The sequence below is a fragment of the Agreia sp. VKM Ac-1783 genome, assembly GCF_900177765.1.
Lineage (GTDB): Bacteria > Actinomycetota > Actinomycetes > Actinomycetales > Microbacteriaceae > Agreia.
In genome coordinates, this window is sequence record NZ_FXWI01000002.1 from 151,154 (window position 1) to 175,953 (window position 24,800).

General features: G+C 65.6%; 24 protein-coding genes and 1 tRNA gene. 11 read left to right on the plus strand and 14 right to left on the minus strand.

All coding sequences use genetic code 11. The features are described 5' to 3' along the window. Nucleotides 1-26: 26 nt before the first annotated feature. Both CCK87_RS05735 and CCK87_RS05740 read right to left on the minus strand, forming a co-directional pair. Nucleotides 27-1,043, minus strand: coding sequence for a tRNA (adenine-N1)-methyltransferase (locus tag CCK87_RS05735; RefSeq protein WP_086461188.1), 1,017 nt, complete (start codon nucleotides 1,041-1,043; stop codon nucleotides 27-29). Then, complete coding sequence (locus CCK87_RS05740) at nucleotides 1,043-1,747, minus strand: HAD family phosphatase (protein WP_086460521.1); 705 nt, start codon at nucleotides 1,745-1,747, stop codon at nucleotides 1,043-1,045. Before CCK87_RS05740 ends, CCK87_RS05735 begins: the two co-directional genes overlap by 1 nt. 70 nt (nucleotides 1,748-1,817) lie before the next feature. Here CCK87_RS05740 and CCK87_RS05745 point away from each other — a divergent pair, with 70 nt between their 5' ends. Then, on the plus strand, nucleotides 1,818-2,762 hold the full coding sequence (locus CCK87_RS05745) for a PAC2 family protein (RefSeq protein ID WP_086460522.1): 945 nt from the start codon (nucleotides 1,818-1,820) through the stop codon (nucleotides 2,760-2,762). Nucleotides 2,763-2,770: 8 nt separating this feature from the next. Here the strand turns inward: CCK87_RS05745 and mshC are convergent, their stop codons facing one another. From mshC to CCK87_RS05760, 3 genes are read right to left on the minus strand one after another with little or no spacing between them, the layout of a single operon-like run. After that, nucleotides 2,771-4,030, minus strand: a complete 1,260-nt coding sequence (gene mshC / locus CCK87_RS05750) for a cysteine--1-D-myo-inosityl 2-amino-2-deoxy-alpha-D-glucopyranoside ligase (RefSeq protein WP_086460523.1) — start codon at nucleotides 4,028-4,030, stop codon at nucleotides 2,771-2,773. Nucleotides 4,031-4,057: 27 nt separating this feature from the next. After that, nucleotides 4,058-4,912, minus strand: coding sequence for an undecaprenyl-diphosphate phosphatase (locus CCK87_RS05755; protein WP_086460524.1), 855 nt, complete (start codon nucleotides 4,910-4,912; stop codon nucleotides 4,058-4,060). A gap of 55 nt (nucleotides 4,913-4,967) precedes the next feature. Then, the gene (locus CCK87_RS05760; RefSeq protein WP_086460525.1) at nucleotides 4,968-6,293 is read right to left on the minus strand and encodes a M20/M25/M40 family metallo-hydrolase; all 1,326 of its coding nucleotides are present in this window, start codon (nucleotides 6,291-6,293) and stop codon (nucleotides 4,968-4,970) included. 107 nt (nucleotides 6,294-6,400) lie between these two features. Between CCK87_RS05760 and CCK87_RS05765 the strand changes: the two genes are divergently transcribed. From CCK87_RS05765 to CCK87_RS05775, 3 genes are all read left to right on the plus strand, one after another. Then, nucleotides 6,401-6,485 (plus strand) — tRNA-Leu (locus CCK87_RS05765). A gap of 287 nt (nucleotides 6,486-6,772) precedes the next feature. Then, on the plus strand, nucleotides 6,773-6,976 hold the full coding sequence (locus tag CCK87_RS05770; protein ID WP_044443312.1) for a cold-shock protein: 204 nt from the start codon (nucleotides 6,773-6,775) through the stop codon (nucleotides 6,974-6,976). A 268-nt stretch (nucleotides 6,977-7,244) separates the two neighbouring features. Further along, entirely contained in the window at nucleotides 7,245-8,552 is a 1,308-nt protein-coding gene (locus tag CCK87_RS05775) for an NlpC/P60 family protein (protein ID WP_086460526.1), read from the plus strand. A 32-nt stretch (nucleotides 8,553-8,584) separates the two neighbouring features. On the opposite strand, the gene CCK87_RS05780 is transcribed toward CCK87_RS05775, so the two are convergent. Then, a complete protein-coding gene (locus CCK87_RS05780) occupies nucleotides 8,585-10,378 on the minus strand; it encodes a DEAD/DEAH box helicase (RefSeq protein WP_249273812.1) in 1,794 nt (597 codons plus the stop codon). Nucleotides 10,379-10,558: 180 nt separating this feature from the next. On the opposite strand from CCK87_RS05780, the gene CCK87_RS05785 reads away from it, so the two are divergent. Further along, complete coding sequence (locus CCK87_RS05785; RefSeq protein ID WP_086460528.1) at nucleotides 10,559-11,374, plus strand: SGNH/GDSL hydrolase family protein; 816 nt, start codon at nucleotides 10,559-10,561, stop codon at nucleotides 11,372-11,374. Here CCK87_RS05785 and CCK87_RS05790 read toward each other — a convergent pair. Together CCK87_RS05790 and CCK87_RS05795 are read right to left on the minus strand one after the other, a co-directional pair. Beyond that, a complete protein-coding gene (locus CCK87_RS05790; protein WP_086460529.1) occupies nucleotides 11,371-12,612 on the minus strand; it encodes a D-alanyl-D-alanine carboxypeptidase in 1,242 nt (413 codons plus the stop codon). The genes CCK87_RS05785 and CCK87_RS05790 overlap by 4 nt on opposite strands. Nucleotides 12,613-12,656: 44 nt before the next feature. Then, entirely contained in the window at nucleotides 12,657-13,457 is an 801-nt protein-coding gene (locus tag CCK87_RS05795) for an RNA methyltransferase (RefSeq protein WP_086460530.1), read from the minus strand. Nucleotides 13,458-13,604: 147 nt separating this feature from the next. On the opposite strand from CCK87_RS05795, the gene CCK87_RS05800 reads away from it, so the two are divergent. Together CCK87_RS05800 and CCK87_RS05805 are read left to right on the plus strand one after the other, a co-directional pair. Continuing rightward, nucleotides 13,605-14,471 (plus strand): Sir2 family NAD-dependent protein deacetylase, encoded by an 867-nt coding sequence (locus CCK87_RS05800; protein WP_086460531.1) that lies wholly within the window; start codon nucleotides 13,605-13,607, stop codon nucleotides 14,469-14,471. Continuing rightward, complete coding sequence (locus CCK87_RS05805) at nucleotides 14,468-15,091, plus strand: histidine phosphatase family protein (protein ID WP_086460532.1); 624 nt, start codon at nucleotides 14,468-14,470, stop codon at nucleotides 15,089-15,091. Before CCK87_RS05800 ends, CCK87_RS05805 begins: the two co-directional genes overlap by 4 nt. Here the strand turns inward: CCK87_RS05805 and CCK87_RS05810 are convergent. After that, nucleotides 15,018-16,094, minus strand: coding sequence for a glycosyltransferase family 1 protein (locus CCK87_RS05810; protein ID WP_086460533.1), 1,077 nt, complete (start codon nucleotides 16,092-16,094; stop codon nucleotides 15,018-15,020). The genes CCK87_RS05805 and CCK87_RS05810 overlap by 74 nt on opposite strands. Beyond that, nucleotides 16,091-16,990 (minus strand): alpha/beta hydrolase, encoded by a 900-nt coding sequence (locus tag CCK87_RS05815; RefSeq protein ID WP_086460534.1) that lies wholly within the window; start codon nucleotides 16,988-16,990, stop codon nucleotides 16,091-16,093. Before CCK87_RS05815 ends, CCK87_RS05810 begins: the two co-directional genes overlap by 4 nt. A gap of 85 nt (nucleotides 16,991-17,075) precedes the next feature. Between CCK87_RS05815 and treS the strand changes: the two genes are divergently transcribed. Both treS and CCK87_RS05825 read left to right on the plus strand, forming a co-directional pair. After that, complete coding sequence (gene treS, locus CCK87_RS05820) at nucleotides 17,076-18,794, plus strand: maltose alpha-D-glucosyltransferase (RefSeq protein WP_086460535.1); 1,719 nt, start codon at nucleotides 17,076-17,078, stop codon at nucleotides 18,792-18,794. 138 nt (nucleotides 18,795-18,932) lie between these two features. After that, entirely contained in the window at nucleotides 18,933-19,625 is a 693-nt protein-coding gene (locus CCK87_RS05825) for an exonuclease domain-containing protein (protein ID WP_086461189.1), read from the plus strand. Nucleotides 19,626-19,691: 66 nt separating this feature from the next. Here CCK87_RS05825 and CCK87_RS05830 read toward each other — a convergent pair whose 3' ends face one another. From CCK87_RS05830 to glgA, 3 genes are all read right to left on the minus strand, one after another. Further along, entirely contained in the window at nucleotides 19,692-19,943 is a 252-nt protein-coding gene (locus CCK87_RS05830; protein WP_085486215.1) for a type B 50S ribosomal protein L31, read from the minus strand. Between the two features lie 125 nt (nucleotides 19,944-20,068). Continuing rightward, nucleotides 20,069-20,851 (minus strand): ABC transporter ATP-binding protein, encoded by a 783-nt coding sequence (locus tag CCK87_RS05835; RefSeq protein ID WP_086460536.1) that lies wholly within the window; start codon nucleotides 20,849-20,851, stop codon nucleotides 20,069-20,071. Between the two features lie 20 nt (nucleotides 20,852-20,871). Then, nucleotides 20,872-22,053, minus strand: coding sequence for a glycogen synthase (gene glgA / locus CCK87_RS05840; protein WP_086460537.1), 1,182 nt, complete (start codon nucleotides 22,051-22,053; stop codon nucleotides 20,872-20,874). A gap of 47 nt (nucleotides 22,054-22,100) precedes the next feature. On the opposite strand from glgA, the gene CCK87_RS05845 reads away from it, so the two are divergent. Continuing rightward, a complete protein-coding gene (locus CCK87_RS05845; RefSeq protein ID WP_085486209.1) occupies nucleotides 22,101-23,345 on the plus strand; it encodes a glucose-1-phosphate adenylyltransferase in 1,245 nt (414 codons plus the stop codon). Then, nucleotides 23,342-24,055: a phosphoserine phosphatase SerB gene (gene serB, locus CCK87_RS05850; protein ID WP_086460538.1), complete on the plus strand. Its 714-nt coding sequence runs from the start codon at nucleotides 23,342-23,344 to the stop codon at nucleotides 24,053-24,055. Before CCK87_RS05845 ends, serB begins: the two co-directional genes overlap by 4 nt. A gap of 15 nt (nucleotides 24,056-24,070) precedes the next feature. Here serB and fabG read toward each other — a convergent pair whose 3' ends face one another. Beyond that, nucleotides 24,071-24,781 (minus strand): 3-oxoacyl-ACP reductase FabG, encoded by a 711-nt coding sequence (gene fabG, locus CCK87_RS05855; RefSeq protein ID WP_086460539.1) that lies wholly within the window; start codon nucleotides 24,779-24,781, stop codon nucleotides 24,071-24,073. Nucleotides 24,782-24,800 lie beyond the last annotated feature (19 nt).

Here is a 24,800-nt window from a genome sequence, read left to right on the forward strand (position 1 = left end):
GGTGGTTGAGCGGACAACAGCATAGTTTATTCCGGCTCCACGTCTTCGCTGGGCGACTGCTGTGCGGCGTCGCCGTCTGTGCGGGCCGTTGCCGTCGCGGTCGCCATGCGCACCCGCTTGCGGAGGCTCTTCGGGCTGATACCGCGTTCTCCGAGCGCGCCCGGCGTCCACGTCTCGACGTCGTCGTCGGAGTATTCGGACTTGGAGGCGCGTCGCTTGAGTTCGGGGAGCTGAGCGCCGGGAGCGAGGCGCCTGGCGGTGACCAGGAATCCCGTGTGGCCGATCATGCGGTGATCAGGCCTGACGGCCAGACCCTCGACGTGCCACGACCGGATCATCGTCTCCGACGGTTGCGGATCCGTGAACGAGCCGGTGCTGCGGATGGTCTCGACGACGCGCGAGAGCTGGGTGACGGTGGCCACGTAACAGAGCACGACTCCCCCGGGCTTCAGCGCGTCGGTCACCGCGGGGATGCACTCCCAGGGCGCGAGCATGTCGAGCACGACGCGATCCACCGAATGGTGGGGATGCTGCTCGGGCAGTGCCTCACTGAGGTCTCCCAGGGTGATGCTCCAGTTGTCGGGAGTCGAACCGGAGAACGCGGTCACGTTGGCCATGGCCACGTCGGCGAACTCCTCGCGTCGTTCGAACGACGACAGGCGACCCTCCGGTCCGATCGCTCGAAGCAGCCAGAGCGACAGTGCACCGCTGCCGACCCCGGCCTCGACGACGGTCGCGCCCGGGAAGATGTCCGCCTGGCCGAGGATCTGCGCCGCATCCTTCGGGTAGATGATCGCCGCTCCGCGCGGCATCGACATCACGAAGTCGGTGAGCAGGGGTCGCAGCACGAGGTACTCGACGCCGACCGTATTGGCGACGACGGATCCGTCGGGCTGCCCGATGATCGCGTCGTGGTCGATGGCTCCGCGGTGGGTGTGGAACTCGGCCCCGGTCGCCAGCGTGATGGAGTTGAGCTTGCCCTTGGGGCCCGTGAGCTGCACGCGTTCGCCGACGCGGAACGGTCCGGAGAATGAATTCACGATTATGGGTGTCGACTTCCGGTTGTGGGGTGGATGGCGCCAGTGCGCCTGTGGGCTGCCAGCGCCGCGCTCACGTCGTCGACGGTGCGGCCTTCGAGCGTCGGCCAGAGCACGTTCGCCGGGCTGTTCTCGAGCGGGAGCATGTGCGGAACGCCGATCGTGACGGCCCCGGACGCGGCCGCGCTCGTGACACCGGGAACGGAGTCCTCGAAAGCCACGCACTCGTCGATGGGAACATCCAAGAGGCGAGCTGCTTCGAGGTAGGCCTCGGGGTGTGGCTTGCTGTTCTCGACGCTGTCGCCCGACACGACCACGTCGAAAGCATCGAAGGGAATGAAGGACCTGACGTGCTCGGCCATGACGCCGAACGACATGGTGACGAGAGCACAGGGCACGCCAGACTCGCGCAGAGCGGAGAGAAGCTCGCGCGCACCCGGTCGCCACGGCACACTCACGCTGATCAGCGCCATGACCTCGCGAGTCAGGAGATCGATGATCGCATCGGCGGCCATATCGACGCCGTGCTCCTGCAGGAGGCGTGCCGTGCGGTCGAGCCCGGACCCCACGAGCATCATCGCGTCCTCGTGAGTCCAGGTGCCGCCGAATCGCGAGACGAGTGCCTCCTGCGATCGCATCCAGTAGGGCTCGGTATCGACGATCGTTCCGTCCATGTCCCAGAGGACAGCGGCAGGCAGAGGGGTCATCACGTGGAACGAGTCTACGGGGCCGGGAGCCTGGCTTGAATCGACGGCCTATCCTTGTCAGAACGATCACGAGATGACGAAAAGGGTTCTCCACACGGTGACACAGGGCAACGAATTCCTCAGAGGGCGACTTCTCGTCGTCGCATTCGAGGGCTGGAACGACGCAGGCGAAGCGGCGACAGGAGCGGTGCAGCTGCTGCGCGAGCAACTCGACGTGATCACGATCGCTGGCGTCGATGCTGAGGAGTACTTCGACTTCCAGTTCAACAGGCCGGTGGTGTCTCAAGACGACGACGGCAACAGGGCCCTGATCTGGCCGAGCGCGACGATCTATGGTCCGGCGAGCACCGAGGTCGACAACGTTCCTCTCGCCGCCGACGCCGAACTCCGAGTGGGATCGGACAACACGGGCAATGTCTATCTGCTCGTGGGTGCCGAGCCGTCTCGCAACTGGAAGAAGTTCACGGTCGAGGTGCTCGACGCGGCCATGACCGCCGGCGTCTCGGGAATCGTGCTGCTCGGCGCCATGCTCGCCGATGTGCCGCACACGCGTCCGATCTCGGTCACCGCGACGAGCGAGAATGCGTCGGTGCGCAGCCAACTGGGTATCGAGAGATCCACCTACGAGGGGCCCGTAGGCATCCTGAGCGTCATCGCCGACGCGGCTGAGGCCCTGGGAATCGCGACGGTCTCGATCTGGGCGTCCGTTCCCCACTACGTGCACAACGCTCCGTCGCCCAAGGCGACGCTGGCGCTGATCGACAAGCTCGAAGAACTGGTCGACGTAGTGATTCCTCGCGGTGATCTCGTCGACGAGGCATCCGCCTGGGAGTCGGGGATCGACGCGCTCGCCGGAGAGGACGACGAGATGGCCTCGTATATCCAGCAGCTCGAGCAGGCACGCGACACTGTCGACTCGCCGGAGGCGAGCGGTGAGGCGATCGCGCAGGAGTTCGAGAAGTACCTGCGCAAGCGCGGCGACGGACGACCGGACGAGCCCTGGCGCCCCGGAGCCTGAGGCTCGTTCTAGAGCTGCACTCCGAGCAGCGCATCCACCGTTCGCGCCACGAGGCCGCTCGTCGCGTGTGACCCTGCAACCCAGGCGTCGATCGCCGCGAGGGCGGCCGGGGTATCGAGGTCTGCCGACAACAGTGCGCGGAGTTCTGCGAGCAGTGCGACTTCGTCGTCGAAGGCCTCGGATGCCTGCGGCAGGCTGACCGCCTCACGCCAGCGGTCGAGCCGGCTGACGGCTTCCGCGAGGCCCGCGTCCGTCCACTCCCAGTCGGAGCGGTAGTGATGGGCGAGGACGGCGAGCCGCACGGCCGAGGGGTCGATGCCGGATGCGCGAAGCCCCGAGACCAGTACGAGGTTTCCGAGCGACTTGCTCATCTTCTCGCCCTGGTAGGCGACCATGCCCGCGTGGGCCTGCACATCGGCGAAGCGCTCGCCGGTGAGGGCGGTGGCGTGCGCTGCAGAGAACTCGTGATGCGGGAAGACGAGGTCGCTTCCACCGCCCTGCATGCAGAAATGCGCTCCGAGCGCGTCGATCGCGATGACGGAGCACTCGATGTGCCATCCCGGGCGCCCCTCGCCGACGGGGCTGGGCCACGACGGCTCACCTTCGCGGGCGGCGCGCCAGAGCAGCGGATCGAGCCGATTGCGCTTGCCTTCGCGCTCGGGGTCTCCCCCGCGCTCGGCGAAGAAGGCGGCCATCGTGGCCGCGTCGAGACGGCTCTCGAGTCCGAGGTGCCAGTCGGTCCGCTCTGCGGCCGCGTCGATGTCGAAGTAGATGTCCTGGCCGTCGGCATCCCGCGCGTCTGGCGTGTCGACCGTGTAGCCGAAGCCGGCGTCGACGAGCCGGCGCACGGCATCCGCTATCGGGTCGACGACCTCGGTGACCGCAACGTAATCACGGGGAGGGAGGACGCGGAGCGCAGCCATGTCTGTTCGGAACAGCTCGACCTGGCTCGCCGCGAGGTCGCGCCAGTCGACGCCCGTCGCATTCGCTCTCTCGAGCAGCGGGTCATCGACGTCCGTGATGTTCTGCACGTAGTCGACCTCGAGACCCGCGTCGAGCCACAGGCGCTGGATGCCGTCGAAGGCCAGGTAGGTCGACGCATGGCCGAGGTGGGTTGCGTCGTACGGGGTGATGCCGCACACATAGAGGCCGATCCGGCCGTCGACGCCCGCGGTCTCGACCAGAGCACCCGTCGAGTCGTCGAAGACCCGGGGAAGGGGACCTCGTCCGGGAAGTGAGGGGACGATGGGCCGGCTCCAGGAATGCACTGCAAAAGACTACCGTCGCCCGACGGGTCACGCCTGCATGGCACCTGTGCCGAGCAGAACGAGGAGGACGAGTCCCAGAGCGATCCGGTACACGACGAAGGGCAGGAAGCTCCGCTTCGAGATGTAGCTCATGAAGAAGGCGATCACCACGAGACCCACGACGAAGGCGATGACCGTCGCGACGAGCGTCTCGAGAGGGCCGAATACCTCGGGAGTGCACGTGGCCGTCGCCACCGTGCAGGTCTCCTTGACCGACTTGAAGACCTGGTAGAGCCCGCTGCCGAAGACGGCCGGGATGGCGAGCAGGAACGAGTACCGGGCGGCGGCGGCGCGCTCGTACCCCATGAAGAGGCCGGCCGTGATGGTGCCGCCCGAGCGGGAGACGCCGGGGATGAGGGCGAGTGCCTGAGCGAATCCGAACACGGTGGCGTGAGGAACCGTGAGCTCATCGAGGCGTCTCTTCTTCGCCCCGACATAGTCGGCGACGCCGAGCAGGATGCCGAAGACGATGAGCGTTCCCGCGACGATCCAGAGAGAGCGCAGCGTGCTCTCGATCGCGTCTTGGAAGATCAGGCCGAGCACCACGATCGGCACGCTCCCGAGAATGATGAACCAGCCGAGCTTCGCATCGGGGTCGGTTCGGGGAACGCGGCCCGTGAGCGAGAAGAACCATCGAGAGACAATGCGGGAGATGTCGCGCCAGAAGTAGATGACCACCGCGGTCTCGGTGCCGAGCTGAGTGATGGCGGTGAACGCTGCTCCCGGGTCGTCGCCGGTGCCCAGAAGGCGGCCGACGATCAGCAGATGGGCGCTCGACGAGATCGGCAGGAACTCGGTGAGTCCTTGCACGAGGCCGAGAATGACGGCGTTGAGAAAGTCCACGGACTCCCCTTCGGAATGTGGCGGCGGATTCGGTCGGGAGACCTGCGGAGCCTGGTCAGTATCGGAGCAGGAGGTCCGTCAGAACCTTCCTGCCAAACACTAATGCGTCGAGCGGAACCCTCTCGTCGACCCCGTGGAAGAGAGCAGGGAAGTCGAGCGCCGGCGGAAGCTGCAGCGGCGCGAATCCATAGCCCTTGATGCCGATGGTACTGAGGGCCTTGTTGTCGGTTCCTGCCGACAGCAGGTACGGAAGGACTTCGGCCTCCGGGTCGAATCGGTGGAGGCTCGAGATCATCTGATCGACGAGCGGCCCCGAGAAGTCCGTCTCGAGCCCGATGTCCTGATGCGAGATCTCGACGTCGACGCCCGGGCCAGCGAGCTCGCGAAGACGCGCGATCACCTCGTCCTCCTGGCCGGGCAGCACGCGGATGTCGAGAAGAGCCTCGGCTCGATCGGGGATCACATTGTGCTTGTATCCGGCCGTCAGCCCGGTCGGGTTGGCCGTGTTGCGCAGCGATGCCGAGATGAAACGGGATGCCGTTCCCGTCGCGACGGCGAGTTCGTCTGGCGTCGTCCTCTGCGGGTCTTTGCCCAGAATCGCTGCCACACGACCAAGAAGCTCCGAGGTCGTCTTGGTGAGGTGTACGGGCCACTCCTGGCTACCGATCCTCGCGACGGCGCCCGCGAGCCTCGTGATCGCGTTGTCGGAGTTGATCTGGGATCCGTGTCCGGCCGTTCCCCGGGCCACGAGCTTCGCCCAGATGAGAGCCTTCTCGCCTGTTTGAACCAGATACGCTCTCGTGCCATCGAGGTCGATCGAGTAGCCGCCGACTTCGCTGATCGCCTCGGTCGCGCCCTCGAACAGATCGGGGCGATTCTTCACGAGGTAATGAGAGCCGAGGACTCCCCCGGCCTCCTCGTCGGCGAAGAAGGCCACCACCAGGTCTCGTGCGGGCCTGCGGCCTGAGGACAGGATGTCGTCGAGCGAGGTCAGGATCATCGCGTCCATGTTCTTCATGTCGACCGCTCCGCGACCCCACAGCATGCCGTCAGCGATGACGCCGCCGAATGGATCGACCGACCAGTCGCCGGCGATGGCCGGCACCACGTCGGTATGACCGTGCACGACGAGGGCCCCGCGGCTTCGGTCCTCCCCTTCGACGCGAGCGACGACGCTCGTGCGGCCGGGTTCTGAATCGATGAGTTCGGCCACCAGGCCAAGCCTCTCGAGATGAGCCGCGACGTATTCCGCCGCGTCTGTTTCGCCGTTCGACCGGCCCTCCCCGAAGTTCGATGTGTCGAAGCGGATGAGGTCGCGGGCGATCGCCGCCGTGGCGTCGAGACCGGCTTCGGGGACGGAGTTTTCGGACGTCGAAGTCATGGTTTCACGGTACCGCAGGGCATCGACGGGCTCGTGGCGTCGAGGGTGTTTCAAACCGTGCTATCGTCTTACCTTGGTTGCACCGGGAACGGAAAGCAGCTCATCCAGTCCGGATGGCGGAAATGGCAGACGCGCTAGCTTGAGGTGCTAGTGCCCGTATAGGGCGTGGGGGTTCAAGTCCCCCTTCGGACACCGAAACAAGATTCACCCCCGAGTTCTCGATTTGATCGAGATCTCGGGGGTTTTTCTGTTCTCTAAGGCGACTATTTCAGCAGCGTGACCAAGGCGTGATGATTTTGGTCGCACAGTGAGGGCGAGAGCATAGTAGGCTGTTCACAGAAGTTGATGTGCCTCGCACGTCCGGGGTGCCTCCGGTGCCCTGCCCGACACTGTTCGGGCCCAATCCTGGGAGACGACGAACACCCCGACGAGTGGCCCCGACAATCGGGACCGAATTATCACTCCAGGAGGAGTTTGCAATGGCTACAGGCACAGTGAAATGGTTCAACGCTGAAAAGGGATTCGGCTTCATCGCCCCCGAAGACGGCAGCCCCGACGTGTTCGCGCACTACTCGGCTATCGCCTCCAGCGGATACCGCTCGCTTGACGAGAACCAGAAGGTCGAATTCGACGTCGCGCAGGGCCCCAAGGGTCCCCAGGCTGAGAACATCCGCCCCCTCTAAGTCTTTCCTTGCCCGGTCGATGTCTCGCGAAAGCGATGACTGAAACCGAGTGACGCGAAGCTTGACAACGAAGGCCCTCCACCCATCCGGGTGGGGGGTCTTCGTCGCGTTAGGAGTACAAACTTCGACACGCCGGCGTGTATCCGAGTGATCTCTGCTGAATCGTGTATAGAGCCGCATCCAAATCGTTGCTAGTGTGAGCGATGTTGTTGTTGTGACGAATGTGACTCATGCGTCGTCGCGGCCATTCTGCGAATTCGGGGAAACCATGCTCGTCACCACTGCGCCATCCGGTCGGTCTTCTGCTCGTCGATCTCTCTGGCGCGGCGCTCTAGCTGCGACAGCCGTCATCGGAATGCTGGCAGCCGGCGCGATCTCGTCTTCGCCGGCATCAGCCGACAACTACCCTTCGTGGAACGATGTCGTTGCTGCTCGGTCGTCAGAGGCGGGTAAAGAGGCTGAGATCGCCCGTATCACCACACTCATCGATGGGCTGCAGACTCAGGTCGCCCAGGCGCAGGCCGCTGCCGATGCGCGTTGGCAAGAGAACCAGACGGCGCAGACCGCCTACAACACGGCCTCGTTCGAGGCCGATCAATTGGCTTCCAAGGCTGCCACGGCCAAGTCCAAAGCAGCCCAGTCGCGAACCCAGGCCGCCATCCTCGCTGCGCAGTTCGCTCGTTCGGGTGGAAACGACCTGTCGTCGCGTCTCTTCGTCGAGGGTGACAAGGCCAATGACCTCCTGTACCAGCTCGGCACGATGTCGAAGCTGAGCGAGTCGACCACGGGCATCTACCAGCAGGCGGAGATCGATCAGAACACGGCCGACTCGCTGAGCGGCCAGGCCGATGTAGCGCGCAACGCACTGGGTGCACTGGCGGCTACCGCGAAGAGCGCGCTCGACGACGCTGTCGCTGCGCAACAGTCCGTGGGGGCCGCACTGATCGAGCAGCAGAACCACGAGGCCGAACTCTCGGTGCAACTTCAGGCTCTGACGACCAACCTCGAGTTGACCGAGGATCAATACAAGGCGGGCGTGCAAGCTGCCGCGCAGGCGAAGCAGGCGGCCGACGAGGCGGCGAGGGCTGCGGCGGATGCCGCAGCAGCGCAGAGTCCCGCACCTTCCGACGGCGGCGCCGGACCGTCGGGCGGCAACGGGCCGAGCTCGCCTGCGCCGTCGGCGCCTGCTCCGTCGGCGCCTGCTCCGTCAGCCCCCGTGGTGAACCCGCCTCAGAGCTACAACGGCGACGCCGTGGTCGCCTACGCCGAGCAATTCGTGGGGGTCGTTCCCTATGGCTGGGGTGCAGACCCGAGCGACAGCTTCGGATGCGACGGCTTGACCCAGTACGTCTACGGCAAGTTCGGCATCGACCTACCCCGATACGTCCCCACCCAGGCCGCCCAGGGCGTGCGTGTCTCGTCTTCCGATGCACGCGCCGGCGACGCTGTCGTGTGGAGCGGCCACATCGGGATCTACGACGGCCACGGAGGAGTCATTCACTCCCCCGATTGGGGCCGTTACGTCACCCACGCTCACTCGCTCTGGGGCAGCTACTACTTCGTGCGCTTCCTGTAGCCCCACGTGAGACCGTGACACGGTGGGCGTCGTCAGGAGTGGTGGGCGCCCATCCACTTGCGGACCGTGGCAATACGGGACTGCAACTGGGTCACGCTCGCCTGGGGAACGGCCGGACCGCCGCAGACTCGACGCAGCTCTGCGTGGACGAGCCCGTGCGGCTGGTCTGACGTCTTCGACCAGATGCCGACGAGGCTGTTCAGCAGCTTTCGCTGCTCGGCCAGTGTGCGGTACAGGGGGGCCGCGGGCTCGTCTTCGGCTGGGCCGGGAGGAGAGTTCTTGCGGCGATCTGCGGCATGTCGCTGCTGCCTGGCCTGCCGGTGCTGCAGAAGCTCGCGCACCTGGTCTGGCTCGAGAAGCCCCGGGATACCGATGAAATCGAGCTCTTCGTCGCTGTCGACCGGCGCTTCGGTGCCGAACTCACTGCCCTCGAACAGAACCCTGTCGAAGGTGGCGTGCGAGCCGAGAGCCTGGAAGGCGAAGTCGTTCTGCAGAGCATCAGACGCTTTGTCTTGAACGTTGGCCTCGGCGACCATGGCGTCCTCGGGATTCCACATGTCGCCCTCGGGGTCGCCGGAATCGCGTCGGTCGAGAGCGTGATCCCGTTCGAGTTCCATGGTTCCCGCGAGGGCCATCAGACCGGGGACGTTCGGAAGGAAGATGGATGCGGTCTCTCCCCGGCGTCTCGCACGCACGAAGCGGCCGATGGCCTGTGCGAAGAAGAGCGGCGTCGACGCGCTGGTGGCATAGACACCCACCGCGAGGCGGGGAATGTCGACGCCCTCCGACACCATACGAACGGCGACCATCCACCGCCTCGACGACTTCGAGTACTCCTCGATGCGGCCGGAGGCCTCTTTCTCGTCGGAGAGGACCACGGTGACCGGCTCTCCGGAAATGTTTTCCAGGATCGCCGCGTACGCGCGCGCCGTGAACTGATCTGTCGCGATCACCAGGCCGCCGGCATCCGGTATGCCCTGCCGAACCTCGGCGAGCCGCCGGTTCGCCGCGGCGAGAACCGAGGGGATCCAGTCGCCGGCCGGGTCGAGTGCTGTGCGCCAGGCCTGCGACGTGATGTCTTTGGTGTTGCCCTCGCCGAGACGCGCCTCCATCTCGTCGCCGACCTTGCTGCGCCACCGCATGTGACCTGCGTAGACCATGAAGAGAACGGGTCGAACGACGCCGTCTTGCAGGGCGCGCCCGTAACCGTAGTTGTAGTCGGTCTGCGAGAGCCGGATGCCGTGCTCGTCTTGGAGGTAGCTGACGAACGGGATGGGCGACGTGTCGGATCGGAACGGCGTACCCGTGAGAGACAACCGCCTGGTTGCAGGTGCGAACGCCTCGCGGATGGCCTCGCCCCAGCTGAGGGCGTCACCGCCGTGATGCACCTCGTCGAGGATGATCAGACTGCGTGCGGACTCGGTTAGCTCGCGATGCAGCGCGGGACGGGCGGCGACCTGCGCGTAGGTGACGGCCACTCCGTGGAAATGACTGCCGTAGCGGCGATCGCTGTTCTTGAAGCCCGGGGTCAGGCGGATGTGCACGCGGTCTGCGGCGTCGGCCCACTGCTTCTTGAGGTGCTCTGTCGGGGCGACCACGGTGACCCGGTCGATGATGCCCCGGTGCAGGAGCTCGCTGGCGAGCCGAAGCGCGAAGGTCGTCTTGCCGGCGCCCGGGGTCGCGGCCGCGAGGAAGTCGCGAGGCTGATGGGTGAAATACGCCTCGAGCGCCTCGGACTGCCAGGCACGGAGTTTGGACGCGGTACCCCAGGCGGCCCGCTCGGGAAAGGACGGAGAAAGGTGCTCGGCTGCTCCGCCGCCGACCACGGGCGTGCTGTCGGTGCCCGAAGGATCGACCCGGAGCTCGGGCAGGGGAAGAGGTTCGGGCAGGCTGTTCACGTGCATCCACACTACCCGCAGCTGCCGACACCACGAACGAAAGAGGATGCCTCGACGACCGCGTCGACAGGAGTACATTGACGAGTGGATTTCTTCGAAGGAGTGCATATGGCCGAGCGGCATCCATGGCGTCGATACGTGGCGATTGGCGACTCGTTCACCGAGGGCATCGGAGACCCGGAGCCTGCGAGCCCCGGTGGATACCGCGGATGGGCTGATCGCGTGGCCGAGGTCTTGAGTGCCGAGGCCGGCGATGATTTCGCTTACGCGAACCTCGCCATCCGGGGCCGACTGATGCAGGGCATCCTCGATGAACAGGTCGAGCCCGCGCTGGCACTGCAACCCGACCTCATCACGATCTCGGCTGGAGGGAATGACATCATTCGCCCCGGAACAGACCCCGACGACATCGCGCGCCGAATGGATGCCGGTATCGAGCGTCTGAGGCGCGACAACGCCACGGTGGTCATCTTCACCGGCACCGATGTGGCCTTCTCCCCCGTGTTCAGAGGCATTCGCGGCAAGGTCGCGATCTACAACGAGAACCTGCGCACGATCGCCGCACGTCACGACTGCATCGTCGCCGATCAATGGGGTCTGTCGAGCATCCAGGACTCGCGCATGTGGAGCCCCGACCGACTCCATCTGAACGCGCTCGGCCACCACGAGGTCGCTCGCCTGGTCCTGCAGGCGCTCAACGTCGAGAACGAGCTGCAGCCGGGCGCCCCAGAGCCGCTCCCCACGGCGACCTGGCGACGGGCGCGCACGGAAGATCTGGTGTGGGCGCGCACGCACTTCGTACCGTGGGTCATCAGGCGGGTGACCCATCGCTCGAGCGGTGACGGAATCTCGCCGAAGAGACCCGATGCGGTGCCGATGAACCTGCCGGCGCCGAGGACGGACGGGTCCGACGCCTCGGACTAGCCGAAGACGAGTTCGGGGTGGCCTACGCGCCACCAGAATCCCGGATCCTCGAGCGATCCGTCGACGGTGAGAGCGACCTGCTCCGTGGTGTCGTCGACCGTGTAGCGAATGGTGCCGACGTTGATACCCGCCTGTGTCGTGACGACGTCGGCCGCGCTGGCATCGACGTCGACGCCGTCGTCAGACCAGACGACGGCATCGCTGTCGGACGCCGCGACGATCGGGGCGGTCTCTCCCCATGCAGTCGTGTAGCTGCCGACCTCGGTATCCGCGCGGATCAGGGGAAGCGTGGTGAACGCCCCCTTCGTGCTCGCGAGGAGGGCCTGCACCGCGTCGCGCGCCGCCTGAGAGCTTTCCGCTCCCAGGATCACTCCGACGACGGACTTCGTCTGGTCGCCGACGGTGAATTCGGCGGAGAAGAGCAGGCACGATCCCGCTTCGTCCGTCGTTCCCGTCTTGATTCCGTCGATTCCGTCGATGCCGAGGAGCTTGTTGCTGTTGTCGATCTCGCCGATCACCGGCACCTGATCGACAGCGGTCGAGACGATCGTGGCCAGCACGGGATCGGCGAGTGCCATCGACGCGATCCTCATCAGATCTTTCGTCGAGCTGCGGCTGCCCGGGTTGAGCCCCGACGCATCCACGATCGTCGTGTCTGTGAGGCCGTGCTCTGTCGTGAACGACCGGGCGGCGTCGAGGTAGGCGGCGAGCGATCCGAACGCCCAGTTTGTGACGGTCTCGGCGTAGTTGTTCGCCGACTTCAACAGCATGATCTCGAGCACCTCGCGCTCGCTGAGAACCTGGCCCTCGTTGACGAGTTCGTACGACCCGTCGACCGCGCGGGTCTGCTCGAGGATCTGCACGTCGGCGGCGGTCATCGTGATGCCCGGTCCGTCGTCGCCCTCGACGAGGGGGTGCGCCTCCAGAACCACGAGGGCCGTGATGACCTTGGTGACGCTGGCGATGGGCACCGGTCCCGTCTGCCCGCTCTCGCCGAGCAACTCCTCAGAGCCTTCCAGGGCGATGGCTCCCGTTCCCACGCCCGGGAGCGCGAGCTTTGCGGGCTGAGCCGGCGTGGGCGTCGGAACAGCGAGTTGCAGTTGCGCGGTCGGCAGCGGGGCGGCCAAGGCTGCTGGCACGTACAGGCCGAGAGTGGCCGCCATCGCCACGAGGATGCCGCCGGCCGAGAATGCGACGATGCGACGTCGGCGGCGAACGGGAGCAGACGGGGGGCGCATCCGCTAATCCTAGGAGATGCGTGAGCCGGAGACCGTCTCCCCCGTCACCGAAGCGTGTAGAGAGCCACGGCGCTCGCTGAGGCAACGTTGAGCGAGTCCACTCCGTGGCTCATGGGAATCGTCACGACCGTATCGGCCGCCGTCAACGCCTGCCTCGAGAGTCCGTCACCTTCTGATCCGAGCACGAGCGCCAGCTTCGCCGGCACGGTCGCCGCGAAGTCGTCGAGTGTGACAGCGTCGTCGGCCAGCGCAAGCGCCGCGATGTGGAAGCCGGCGTCGTGCAGCAGGGGCGCCGCCTCCGACCATTCCGGCAGCCGCGTCCACGGAACCTGCAGCACCGTTCCCATACTGACCCTCACACTCCGGCGATAGAGCGGATCGGCGCAGCGGGGCGAGATCAAGACGGCGTCCGCGCCGATGCCCGCGACAGCTCGAAAGATCGCGCCGACATTCGTGTGATCGGTGATGTCCTCGAGAACGACGACTCGACGCGCGCCCGCGATCACGTCGGCGACAGGCCTCAGCTCCGGCCTGTGCATCGCGGCCAGTGCGCCTCTGTGCAGGTTGTACCCGGTGAGCGACTCGAGAGTCGCGGCGTCACCGACGAAGACCGGCACATCGTCCCACTCCGCGAGGAGCGGAGCGATGTCGTCGAGCCACTGCTCCTGCACGAGCACGGAGCGCGGTCGATGCCCCGCGGCGAGAGCGCGTGCGATGACCTTCGACGACTCGGCGATGTAGAGCCCACCTGCCGGCTCGCTCAGACGCCTCAGAACCACGTCGGTCAGTCGTGCGTAGTCGTCGAGTCCTGGAAGATCGAGGCTGTCGATCCGCACTGTCTTCACCCTCGGGCACTCCTTGCTCTGCCGGGTGCCGGTCGTGACGTGATCGCGAGCGACCGGTCGGAAACAAAACCGCACCCGGGACTGTTTAGACTTCGAAGAGTAACGCGAAGCGCCGGAGTCCACAGACTCGGGCGACAGGAGGTGCAGATGGTTCCGCTCGTCGAATCGAGCCCGAGAGCAGCTTCACCCGTCGAGATCGATGAAGCCGTTGCCGCGCTCGCCGGACGAAAGATCGTGGTCTTGACCGGCGCAGGCATGAGCACCGACTCGGGAATTCCCGACTACCGCGGCGAGGGTGCTCCGAAGCGCAACCCGATGACGTTCGATCAATTCCGCGACAGCCACGACTACCGCCGCAGGTACTGGGCCGGCAGCCACCTGGGCTGGAAGATGTTCCACGCGGCACGCCCCAACGCTGGCCATCGGGTCCTGGCCGAACTCGAAGACGCCGGCGTCGTATCCGGCGTCATCACTCAGAACGTCGACGGTCTGCACGCCCGAGCAGGAACCACCCACCTCGTCGACCTGCACGGGTCGATGGATCGGGTGCTGTGCCTCAACTGCGGCCAGGCATTCGCCCGGGCGAGCATCGCCGAGCGTATCTCGGCCGACAATCCCTGGGTCGACGAGCCCGACGCCATCACGCTGGCGCCCGATGGCGACGCCGACGTCACCGACTACTCCTCGTTCGTGGTGCCGGCGTGCTCCGTCTGCCAGGGCATGCTGAAACCCGACGTCGTGTTTTTCGGCGAGTTCATTCCGACCGAGAGATTCCAGGAGGCGTCCGCGCTCGTCGCCGGAGCCGAGGCCATGGTCATCGCGGGCTCATCGCTCGTGGTCAACTCGGGCATCAGGCTTCTCGAGCAGGCGCGCCGCAGACGCTTGCCGATCGTCATCATCAATCGGGGCGTCACCAAGGGCGACTCCCGAGCGACCGTCAAATTGGATGCCGGCGCCACCGAGACCCTGACGGAGCTCAGCCGGTATCTCCTGCCCGAGAGCACGAACGCGTGACCGAACTCGTTCTCGTGCGCCACGGCGAGACGGACTGGAACCTCGCGCGGCGCATCCAGGGCCGAACCGACATCTCGATGAACGACACCGGTCGTGCTCAAGCGGTGGCGGCAGCCGAGAGGCTCTCAGCCGAAGAGTGGCACGCGATCGTGACGAGTCCGCTCGATCGGGCCCTCGAGACGGCGCGTATCATCGCCGAACGGCTGGGGCTCGGTGAGCCGCGCATCGACGATCGACTCGTCGAGCGGGCGTACGGCGAGGCCGAGGGCATGGATGCCGCGACGCTCGCGACACGGTTCCCCTCCATGGCCGGAGTCCAGGGCATCGAGCGGCGTAGCGACGTGACGCGCCGAGTACTGCCCGCGCTCGAGAGCATCGCCCTGGAGCATCCTGGGCAGCGGGTGCTCGTCGTGACCCACGGTGGTGTCATCGGCTCGCTCGTGCGCTACGTGACCGAGAAAGCCCTTCCTCCGGCGGAGGTACGCATTCCGAACGGCTCCGATCATCGCTTCCGCTACGCCGACGGAACGCTCGTTCTCGAGACGTTCAACGGCCTCGCGGTCGATCCGCCAGTGCGGAGAGAAACTCCCATAGCGTCTTCGCTGACGACGTCCAGCTGAACTCGGCCGCCTGGATGACGCCGGCCTCGGACCGTCGCGTGAACTCTGCCGGATCTTCGAGCGAGCGCACCTGGGCCGCCAGAGCCTCGGGGTCGTGGGCGTCGAAGTAGAGGCCTGCGTCGCCGCCGATCTCTGAAAAGACGGGGATGTCGCTGACGACGATCGGTGTGCCCTGCGCCATCGACTCGACAAGAGGAATGCCGAAGCCCTCCTCGAGCGAGGCGGTGACGAGTGCCGTGGCGTTTCTCAGAACCGCGGTGTACTCCTCGTCGCTCGCGCCGTTGTGGAACACCAGCCGCGCGTTCGGCGCGACGGCCTCGAGTCGTCGCGTGTCGGCATCCGACACCCGGCTCATGAGGTGCAGCTCGTAGTCGCCCAGCAGCGCGGCCGCCCTGACGAGCGTCTCGACATTCTTGTAGGGCATGAACGATCCCATGTAGACCAGGTGCCGGTCACGGCTCTCGGCGGGCACGGGCGACGACGTGGCGCTATCCGCTGCGTTCCTGACCACGGTGACCGGCCTGCGGGTCAACCTGTTGCGCGCAATGAGGTCGCGCGTGGTCTCAGACACGGTGACCACGGCGTCGGCGCGTGACAGCAGGAACCGCTGGGGCCACCAGGACAGGTGATACGCGCGCCACAGCAGCCGGATAGGCCAGGCGAGATCGCGGGGCGGCGTGGGATTCGAGTAGTAGATCAGGTCGTGCACCGTGAGAGCGAGGGCGTAGCGGCGACCGAACGAGCCCATCGTCTGCATCGGCGTGAACACGACATCAGGCTTCAGGGCGTTGACCTGCAATGCCACGAGAGGCTCTCGCGCGCTGGTGGGCGAGCTGGCGAGGTGCCAGGGCAGATCGGGGAGCATCTCGAGCTGGCGGACATCGCTGATCAGCATCACGAGCTCGTGATCGTCGGCCAGCGCGCTGACGAGACCTGCGGTGTAGCGGCTGATCCCGTCGTGCCTGCCGATGCGCGTGTATCGGCAGTCGACGACGACTCTCATCGGCCGACCGGTTCGTCGCGCAGAAACTCGTCGATCGCGTCGGCGGCCTGCTTGGGCATCTCGTAGTGCACCAGGTGGCCCACACCGGTCAGAACCACGAGTCGTGAGTCGGCGATCTTCTCGGTCAGTCGGTGCTGGGCCTCGACAGGGGTGATGTCGTCTCGGTCTGCCGCGATGAGCAGCGTGCGTGTCGTGTTCTGTGACGCATACTCGGAGACGTCGTGAGAGATGGACGCTCTGAAGGCGTCGAGGACGACCCGTCGGTTCGAGAAGGCGCCGAAGTAGAGGTCGTGCTGATTGTGGATCCATCGGCGAAGGGATCGCGACCTGGTCTTCGCCATCGTCACGCTCATGATGCGGGTGACGATCGGCGCCTTGAGCACCGCGAACCCGAGGCGCTCCGGCATCTTTGCTGGCGCCCAGTAGTAGAAGACGGCGAGGCGGGTGAGGATGCCGCGGGGGCCGGACAGCGCCGGTGCGGCGATGGGATTGACAAGAACGATGTCATCGACATCGAGACCTCGTGCCAGGGCCGCAGAGACGATGATCGAACCGAAGGAATGACCCAGGACCACTGTTCGCCCCGGGCCGCGCACACGGTCGACGAGCTCGAGGAGCCATGCCGAATATCCATCGATGTCGTGGTCCGCGGCGAGCGGCGTCGACGCTCCGAAGCCCGGGAGATCGGCCACAATCGTGCGGTACCGGGGCAGGTGGGCGACGACCGGTTCGAGGCCGTGATGGTCGCCGCGGAAGCCGTGGACCAGCACGATCGTCGTGTCGGCGTCGTGGGGGCCGTAGACCCAGAGTTCCGTCGCGCTTCCGGCGAGTTCTTCGGTACGCCGCTCGAGCGGGATGGCGTCGAGTCGGGCTGCGTAGGGCGAGGGAAGAATCATCGTGATCCAGTGTAGGTGCCGCGCCTAGACTGGGCTGATGCAGCGCGGCGATACGCCCGATACGCGCCCTCGGAAGGACTAGTACGTGAACTTCACCGCCCCCATTCAGTTGCCGGGACTCACGCTCGACCCCCAGTGGTATCGCCGGAGCGTCTTCTACGAGGTGATGGTGAGGTCGTTCGTCGACAGCAACGGCGACGGAGCGGGCGATATCGCCGGCCTGGTGTCGAAACTCGACTACCTCCAGTGGCTCGGCATCGACGCCCTGTGGCTTCCGCCGTTCTACAACTCGCCGCTGCGCGACGGCGGCTACGACGTCTCCGACTTCACCTCGATCCTTCCCGAGTTCGGAACCCTCGACGAGTTCCGAGACCTGGTCACCAAGGCCCACGAGCGCAACATGCGCCTGGTCATGGACTTCCCGCTCAACCACACGTCCGACGCCCACGAGTGGTTCCAGCAGTCGCGTTCCGATCCCGAGGGGCCGTACGGCGACTTCTACGTCTGGAGCGACACCGACGAGAAGTACGAGAGCATCCGCATCATCTTCGTCGACACCGAGGAGTCGAACTGGACCTTCGACCCGGTACGACGCCAGTTCTTCTGGCACCGGTTCTTCTCGCACCAGCCCGACCTCAACTTCGAGAACCCCGCCGTGCACGAGGCGATCTTCGACATCGTGCGTTTCTGGCTCGAACTCGGGGTCGACGGACTGCGGCTCGACGCCATCCCGTATCTCTACGAGTCCGAAGAGGGCAATGGAGAGGGCGAACCGAAGACCCACGACTTCATCGTGAAGCTCCGAGCCATGGTCGACCAGGACTACCCCGGACGTGTGCTCATCGCCGAGGCGAACCAGTGGCCTCGCGAGGTCGCAGCGTTCTTCGGCACCGAGGAGGAGCCGGAGTGCCACATGGCTTTCGACTTCCCGGTGATGCCTCGCATCTTCTACTCGCTGCGCTCGCAGAATGCAGACGAGCTGGTGCGCATCCTGTCTGAGACGACGGATGTGCCCGACTCGGCCGCGTGGGGAGTCTTCCTGCGCAACCACGACGAGCTGACGCTCGAGATGGTCTCCGAGGAATACCGCCAGGCGATGTACGGCTGGTACGCCTACGACCCGCGCATGAGGTCGAACATCGGCATCCGGCGGCGCCTCGCTCCCCTGCTCGACAACTCCCGTGCTGAACTCGAGCTCGCGCACGCGCTGCTCTTCGCCCTGAAGGGCAGCCCGTTCCTGTACTACGGCGACGAGATCGGCATGGGCGACAACATCTGGCTGAACGACCGGGATGCTTCGCGCACGCCGATGCAGTGGACACCCGACCGTAACGCCGGCTTCTCCACGGCGGATCCGGGCAAGCTCTACCTGCCGGTCGTGCAGTCGCTCGTCTACAACTACGCGCTCGTCAACGTCGAGTCGCAGCTCGCACAGTCCCGGTCTCTGCTGCACTGGGTGCGCAACGTCATCCACGTGCGCAAGGCGCATCCGGCTTTCGGACTCGGCAGCATGCAGGTTCTGCAGACCGACCACGAGTCGGTTCTCGCCTTCGTGCGCACCTACGAGGGCTCGGGCACACACCTCGGCGACGCTCCGGAGCAGGTGCTGTGCGTGTTCAGCTTCGCCCACAACCCCGTCGCCGTGCACATCCAGCTGCCCGACCAGGCGGGCGGTCGACTCGTCGATCTCTTCGGTGGCGGCGAATTCCCGACCATCGCAGACGACGGCAGCCTCACGCTGACCCTGGGCACGCAGAGCTTCTACTGGCTGCAGATCGGGCAGTCGGTCGACCAGCGCTTCTGATCCCCCGGTGTCGCCAGGGCAGCGTCCGAGGTGGCCGGTAGAGTTCGAGTTGTGACAGATTCAACACAGCCCGAGTTGTTCAGCCTCTCAGACGACGCGGTGCTCATCGCAGATCCGCCCGAGACCGAACAGCAGGCTCTGGCGCCGTGGTGGCACCGCCTCGCCGTCTTCGACCTCGAGACCACGGGCATCGACGTGCAGACGAGCCGTATCGTCACGGCGAACGTCAGCGTGATCGGAGCCGATGGGCATCCGGTCTCACGTCTCGACTGGCTCGCCGACCCCGGCGTCGAGATTCCAGAGCAGGCCACAGCCGTGCACGGTGTGACCACCGAGAGGGCCGTCGCGGAGGGTCGTCCCGCCGCGCTCGTGGTGTACGAGATCGTCGAGGCGCTCCGGGCTCTCCTCGCCGATGGCGTGCCGCTGGTCATCTACAACGCACCCTACGACCTCACCCTGCTGCACCATGAGGCCGTTCGCTACGGCATCGACCCGCTCGACGTCCCCGGCCCCATCGTCGATCCCCTGGTCATCGACAAGGCCGTCGATCGCTATCGCAAGGGCAAGCGCACCCTCGAAGCGGCGGCGGTCGTCTATGGCGTCGAGCTACTCGACGCACACGACGCGGCAGCCGATGCCATCGCCGCCGGCCGGGTCGCGCAGGCCCTGGCGCAGAAACACGATGCGGTGTCGTCACTCGCTGTGCACGAGCTGCACGACAAGCAGGTGGATTGGTTCCGAGAACAGGCGGAGAGTTTCCAGGAGTACATGCGTCGCACGCACAATCCCGAGTTCACTGCCAGAACGGCTTGGCCGGTCGGCTGCATGTGAGTGCGTAGACAGAAGAAGGGCCGGAAGCGATTCGCTTCCGGCCCTTCGTCGATGCTGTGGGGCGAGTTACGCGCCGAAGCCCTTGTAGCGTGTGTTGAACTTCTCGACGCGTCCGGCCGAGTCCATGATGCGCTGCTTGCCCGTGTAGAACGGGTGCGACTCGGACGAGATCTCGACGTCGATGACCGGGTAGGTGTTTCCGTCTTCCCACTCGATGGTCTTCGAGCTGCCGACCGTCGAACGGGTCAGGAAGGTCGCGCCGGAGGCGAGATCGCGGAAGACAACCGGAGCGTAGTTCGGGTGGATGTCTGTCTTCATGGGGTGTCCTTATGGGTACGAGTGATGCGAAAAAGTCTGTTTGACCTGGCACGCGCACGGCACAATGCAGCGGCGACCCGACCAGCGGTCAACTCTATCAGAAAAGCGCGACGTCGGCAGGGAGGTCAGGCGGCCCGTGCCGAGTAGCGGCCGTCGGTCTCGGTGAGGGTGATCGGCAAACCGAAAGTGGCCTCCAGATTGTCTTCGGTGAGGACCTCTGCCAAGGGGCCGGCCGCAACGATGCGTCCACCGGAGACGAGCAAGGCGCTCGTGAAGCCGCGGGGAATCTCCTCGACGTGGTGCGTGACCATGACGATGGCGGGCGACTCCGACGAACTCGCGTATCCGCCGAGCAGTTGCAGCAGTTCTTCGCGCGCTCCGAGGTCGAGGCTCGCCGCCGGCTCATCGAGGAGGAGCAGCTCTGGGTCGGTCATGACGGAGCGCGCGATCTGAACCCGCTTCTGCTCGCCATCGCTCAGCGAGCCGAAGAGGCGGTTCTCGAGGTGATCGAGCTTCCACTCCGCGAGAACTCGATGCGCACGTCGGAGATCGACGTCTTCGTATTCCTCGTTCCACCTGCCCGTCACCGAGTAGGCCGCGGTCAGGACGACGTTGAGCACGGTTTCGTCTGCGGGAAAGCGACGCGCCATGGCGCTCGAGGCGAACCCGACACGGGGGCGCAGCTCGAATAGATCGACCTGGCCCAGCTTTCCGTCGAGAACCGTGGCGACGCCGCTCGAGGGATGGCTCATCGCCGCGGCGATCTGAAGGAGCGTCGTCTTGCCCGCGCCGTTCGGTCCGAGGATGACCCAGCGTTCGTCGCCATCCACCGTCCAGTCCAGGTTCGAAAGAATGGGATTCGTGTCTCGCACGACGGACACATCGGACAGCTGGAGTACCACGGGCATGGACCTAGCTTAACCGGTCATCAGAGGAGCGAGCGGTAGATCCGCTCTGTCTCGACGGCGATTTGGGCCCAGCTGAACGTGCTCTCCGCGCGCAGCCTGCCAGCGCGGCCCATCGACCGTGCCCATTCCGGGTCGTCGAGCACTCGGGTGAGGGCCGCGGCGAGATCTGCCACGAATCGATCGGGGTCGATCGGAGTGCCGGTGCCGTCTTGCACCTGATCGATCGGCACGAGAACACCGGTGACTCCGTCGTCGACCACCTCGGGAATACCTCCGGTGGCTGTTCCCACGACCGGGAGTCCGCACGCCATGGCCTCGAGGTTCACGATGCCCAGCGGCTCGTACACGGAGGGGCAGACGAAGACCGTGGCGCTGGACAGCACCACCGAGAGCGTGCGCGTGTCGAGGAGCCTGTCGATCCAGACGATGCCCGAGCGTGTCTTCTGCAGTTCGCGCACCCCTCCGGCCACCTCTTCAAGGATGTCGGGAGTGTCTGGCGCGCCGGCGCACAGCACCACCTGAACCTCGGGAGACAGCTTCTCGATCGCGCGGAGGAGATAGGGCAGCCCCTTCTGGCGAGTGATCCGACCGACGAACACGACCGTGGGGCGGTCGCCATCGATGCCCAACTCGGCGAGCACGTCGTCGTCTTTCTCGGGGTGCCATTTGTCGAGGTCGATGCCGTTGTAGACGACGCTGACGCGCTCGGGATCGAGAGAGGGGTAGCTGCGCACAATATCGCGTCGCATTCCGTGGCTGACGGCGATGACCGCGTCAGCGCTCTCGAACGACGTCTTCTCGATCCAGCTCGAGAGCCGGTATCCCCCGCCGAGCTGCTCCGCCTTCCACGGCCTCAGCGGCTCCAGGGAATGTGCCGTCACCACGTGCGGGATGCCGTGCAGCCGCGCCGCGATCTGGCCCGCGGCATTCGCATACCAGGTGTGCGAATGCACGACGTCGGCCCCGGCGACGTCATTGGCGATCTCGAGGTCGGTGCCGAGCGTCTTGAGCGCGGGATTCGCCTCGGCGAGCTCGACCGGAGTCGAATACGAAAAGACACCCGCCTCGTCACGCGGTTCTCCGAAAGCCCTCACGACCACGTCGACGCTGCCGCGCAGAGCCTTGACGAGTTCGGCGACATGCACCCCCGCTCCGCCATAGACCTCGGGTGGATACTCTCGGGATATTACGTCTACTCGCACAGCTATGAACGTAGTACAGTCCTCCGCCGAGGCTCTACTGTTAGTGCATGGCAGCATCGAAGAAGATTTTTGGCATCGTCCTCGCCGGCGGAGAGGGTAAGCGTCTTATGCCGCTCACCGCAGACCGGGCAAAGCCCGGCGTTCCGTTCGGCGGCAGCTATCGGCTCATCGACTTCGCACTGTCGAACCTGGTGAATTCCGGACTGCGGCAGATCGTGGTGCTCACGCAGTACAAGTCGCACAGCCTCGACAGGCACGTCTCGCAGACGTGGAGACTGCCCATGATGCTCGACTCCTACGTCGCATCCGTTCCAGCGCAGCAGCGACTGGGCAAGCGCTGGTTCGCAGGCTCGGCAGACGCGATCCTCCAGAGCCTCAACCTGATCGGCGACGAGCGACCCGACATCGTGGTGGTCGTCGGCGCCGACCACGTTTATCGAATGGACTTCGAGCAGATGGTCGCAGCTCACATCGAATCGGGCCTGGGTGCCACGGTCGCAGCGATCCGCCAGCCCATCGAGTTGTCAGACCAGTTCGGCGTCATCCAGACATCCGACGACGACCCGACCAAGATCTCGGAGTTCCTCGAGAAGCCGACCAACGCCAAGGGCCTCCTCGACTCCCCCGGCGAGGTCCTCGCGTCGATGGGCAACTACGTCTTCGACGCCGACATGCTCATCGAGGCCGTCATACGCGACGGTGAGAAGCCCGACTCCAGCCACGACATGGGTGGCGACATCATCCCCGACTTCGTCGAGCGCGGCCTGGCGGGCGTGTACGACCTCCAGCGCAACGAGGTTCCCGGAGCCACGGACCGTGACCGCTACTACTGGCGTGATGTGGGAACGATCGACTCGTTCTACGACGCTCACCAGGACTTGATCTCGGCGCTGCCGATCTTCAACCTCTACAACCGCGAGTGGCCGATCTTCACCCAGCAGCTCAATTCGCCGCCCGCCAAATTCGTTCGGGATGCGAAGGGCAACACCGGCACCACGCTCGGATCGCTCGTCTCGCTCGGCTGCCTCATCTCCGGTGCGCGGGTCGAGGGCAGCGTCGTCGGCCCATGGTCGACGATCGAATCCGAGGCTCTGGTGCAGGATTCGGTGCTCTTCGATCGCGTGCACATCGAGCCGGGCGCCATCGTCAAGCGGGCTATTCTGGACAAGAACGTGGTCGTTGCAGCCGGTGCCCAGGTGGGCACCGATGCGGCGCGAGATCGAGAGCGCGGATTCACCGTGACCGACTCGGGTATCACGGTCGTCGGAAAGGGAATCCGCGTAGAACCATGAGTCTGACTTCGGAGGCAGTTCAGTACAGCCCGGGCCGCCAGCCGATAGATTCACGGATCGCGTCTCACGCTGCTGCTCGCTTTCTCGTTGTGCTCGATGTCGACTCGACGCTCATCGAGAACGAGGTCATCGAGATGCTCGCGCAGGCCGCAGGGAGTTTCGCCGAGGTCGCGGAGATCACCGAGCGCGCGATGAGCGGAGAGCTCGATTTCGAGCAGAGTCTGCGTTCGCGCGTGGCCACCCTCGAGGGTCTCGAGGTCGAGCAACTGCCTGACATCGCCCAGCAGATCAGGCTCACCCCGGGAGCCCAGCAGATGATCGACACCCTGCACGAGAACGACAGCGTGGTGGGAGTGGTCTCTGGCGGGTTCCACGAGTTGCTCGACGAGCTCGCGGGCGACGTGGGACTCGACTTCTGGAGGGCAAACAGACTCGACGTGCGCGACGGAAAACTCACCGGTGCTGTCCTCGGCCCGGTGATCGATGCCGAGGCGAAGGCCTCCGCCCTCACCGAGTGGGCTTCCGCCTACGGTGTTCCTCGATCGCGCACGGTGGCCGTCGGCGACGGTGCCAACGACCTCCAGATGATGAAGACCGCGGGCCTGTCCGTCGCCTTCGATGCTCGACCCGTCGTGCGACGCTCGGCGAACGTCGCCATCAGCGATCGCGACCTGAGCCAGATTCTGCCCGCCCTGGGCCTGCGAGGCTGATTCCGCGTCGGTCGGTCAGTGGCCCATGCCGAGACCGCCGTCGACCGGGATGACCGCACCCGAGATGTAACCCGCGTCATCCGAAGCGAGCCAGGCCACCACCCGCGCGACCTCGGTCGGCGTCGCGAAGCGACCGGCCGGGATCGACTTGAGGTACTCCGCCTGCGTAGCCTCGGGAAGGGCAGCCGTCATATCGGTCTCGATGAAACCGGGAGCGACGACGTTGGCCGTGATGCCGCGTGATCCGAGTTCTCGGGTGATCGATCGGGCGATTCCGACGAGGCCGGCCTTGGAGGCGGCGTAGTTGACCTGGCCGGGCGAGCCATAGAGGCCGACGACGCTCGAGATCAGGATGATCCGACCGAATCGCGCCTTGAGCATGCCCTTCGACGCGCGCTTGATCACACGGAACGACCCCGACAGATTGGTGTCGATGACCGAAGTGAAGTCGTCTTCGGTCATGCGAAGCAGGAGGGTGTCCTTGGTGACGCCGGCGTTGGCGACGAGCACTTCGATCGGTCCGAGCGCGGCCTCGACCTCGCCGAAGGCGCGGTCGATCGAAGCGGTATCCGTCACGTCGGCCATGACCGTGAGACTTCCCGCGGGGCCCTCGCCCGAGCGAGCCGTGACAGCGACCCGGTGGCCCTGGGCGATGAATTCCTCAGCGAGCGAGTAGCCGATTCCTCGGTTTCCTCCGGTGATGAGTACGGTGCGAGCTGTCGTCATGAGCGAGTCCTTAAGTGCG

Excerpts from the sequence above, each read along its gene's own strand:
- CCK87_RS05830 (WP_085486215.1), bottom strand. The coding sequence starts at position 19,943 with ATGAAGACAGACATCCACCCGAACTACGCTCCGGTTGTCTTCCGCGAT.
- CCK87_RS05835 (WP_086460536.1), bottom strand. The coding sequence starts at position 20,851 with ATGCCCGTGGTACTCCAGCTGTCCGATGTGTCCGTCGTGCGAGACACG.
- CCK87_RS05815 (WP_086460534.1), bottom strand. The coding sequence starts at position 16,990 with ATGATTCTTCCCTCGCCCTACGCAGCCCGACTCGACGCCATCCCGCTC.
- CCK87_RS05845 (WP_085486209.1), top strand. The coding sequence starts at position 22,101 with ATGGCAGCATCGAAGAAGATTTTTGGCATCGTCCTCGCCGGCGGAGAG.
- CCK87_RS05770 (WP_044443312.1), top strand. The coding sequence starts at position 6,773 with ATGGCTACAGGCACAGTGAAATGGTTCAACGCTGAAAAGGGATTCGGC.
- CCK87_RS05745 (WP_086460522.1), top strand. The coding sequence starts at position 1,818 with ATGACGAAAAGGGTTCTCCACACGGTGACACAGGGCAACGAATTCCTC.
- CCK87_RS05775 (WP_086460526.1), top strand. The coding sequence starts at position 7,245 with ATGCTCGTCACCACTGCGCCATCCGGTCGGTCTTCTGCTCGTCGATCT.
- CCK87_RS05790 (WP_086460529.1), bottom strand. The coding sequence starts at position 12,612 with ATGCGCCCCCCGTCTGCTCCCGTTCGCCGCCGACGTCGCATCGTCGCA.
- CCK87_RS05760 (WP_086460525.1), bottom strand. The coding sequence starts at position 6,293 with ATGACTTCGACGTCCGAAAACTCCGTCCCCGAAGCCGGTCTCGACGCC.
- fabG (WP_086460539.1), bottom strand. The coding sequence starts at position 24,781 with ATGACGACAGCTCGCACCGTACTCATCACCGGAGGAAACCGAGGAATC.
- CCK87_RS05810 (WP_086460533.1), bottom strand. The coding sequence starts at position 16,094 with ATGAGAGTCGTCGTCGACTGCCGATACACGCGCATCGGCAGGCACGAC.
- CCK87_RS05785 (WP_086460528.1), top strand. The coding sequence starts at position 10,559 with ATGGCCGAGCGGCATCCATGGCGTCGATACGTGGCGATTGGCGACTCG.
- serB (WP_086460538.1), top strand. The coding sequence starts at position 23,342 with ATGAGTCTGACTTCGGAGGCAGTTCAGTACAGCCCGGGCCGCCAGCCG.
- CCK87_RS05800 (WP_086460531.1), top strand. The coding sequence starts at position 13,605 with ATGGTTCCGCTCGTCGAATCGAGCCCGAGAGCAGCTTCACCCGTCGAG.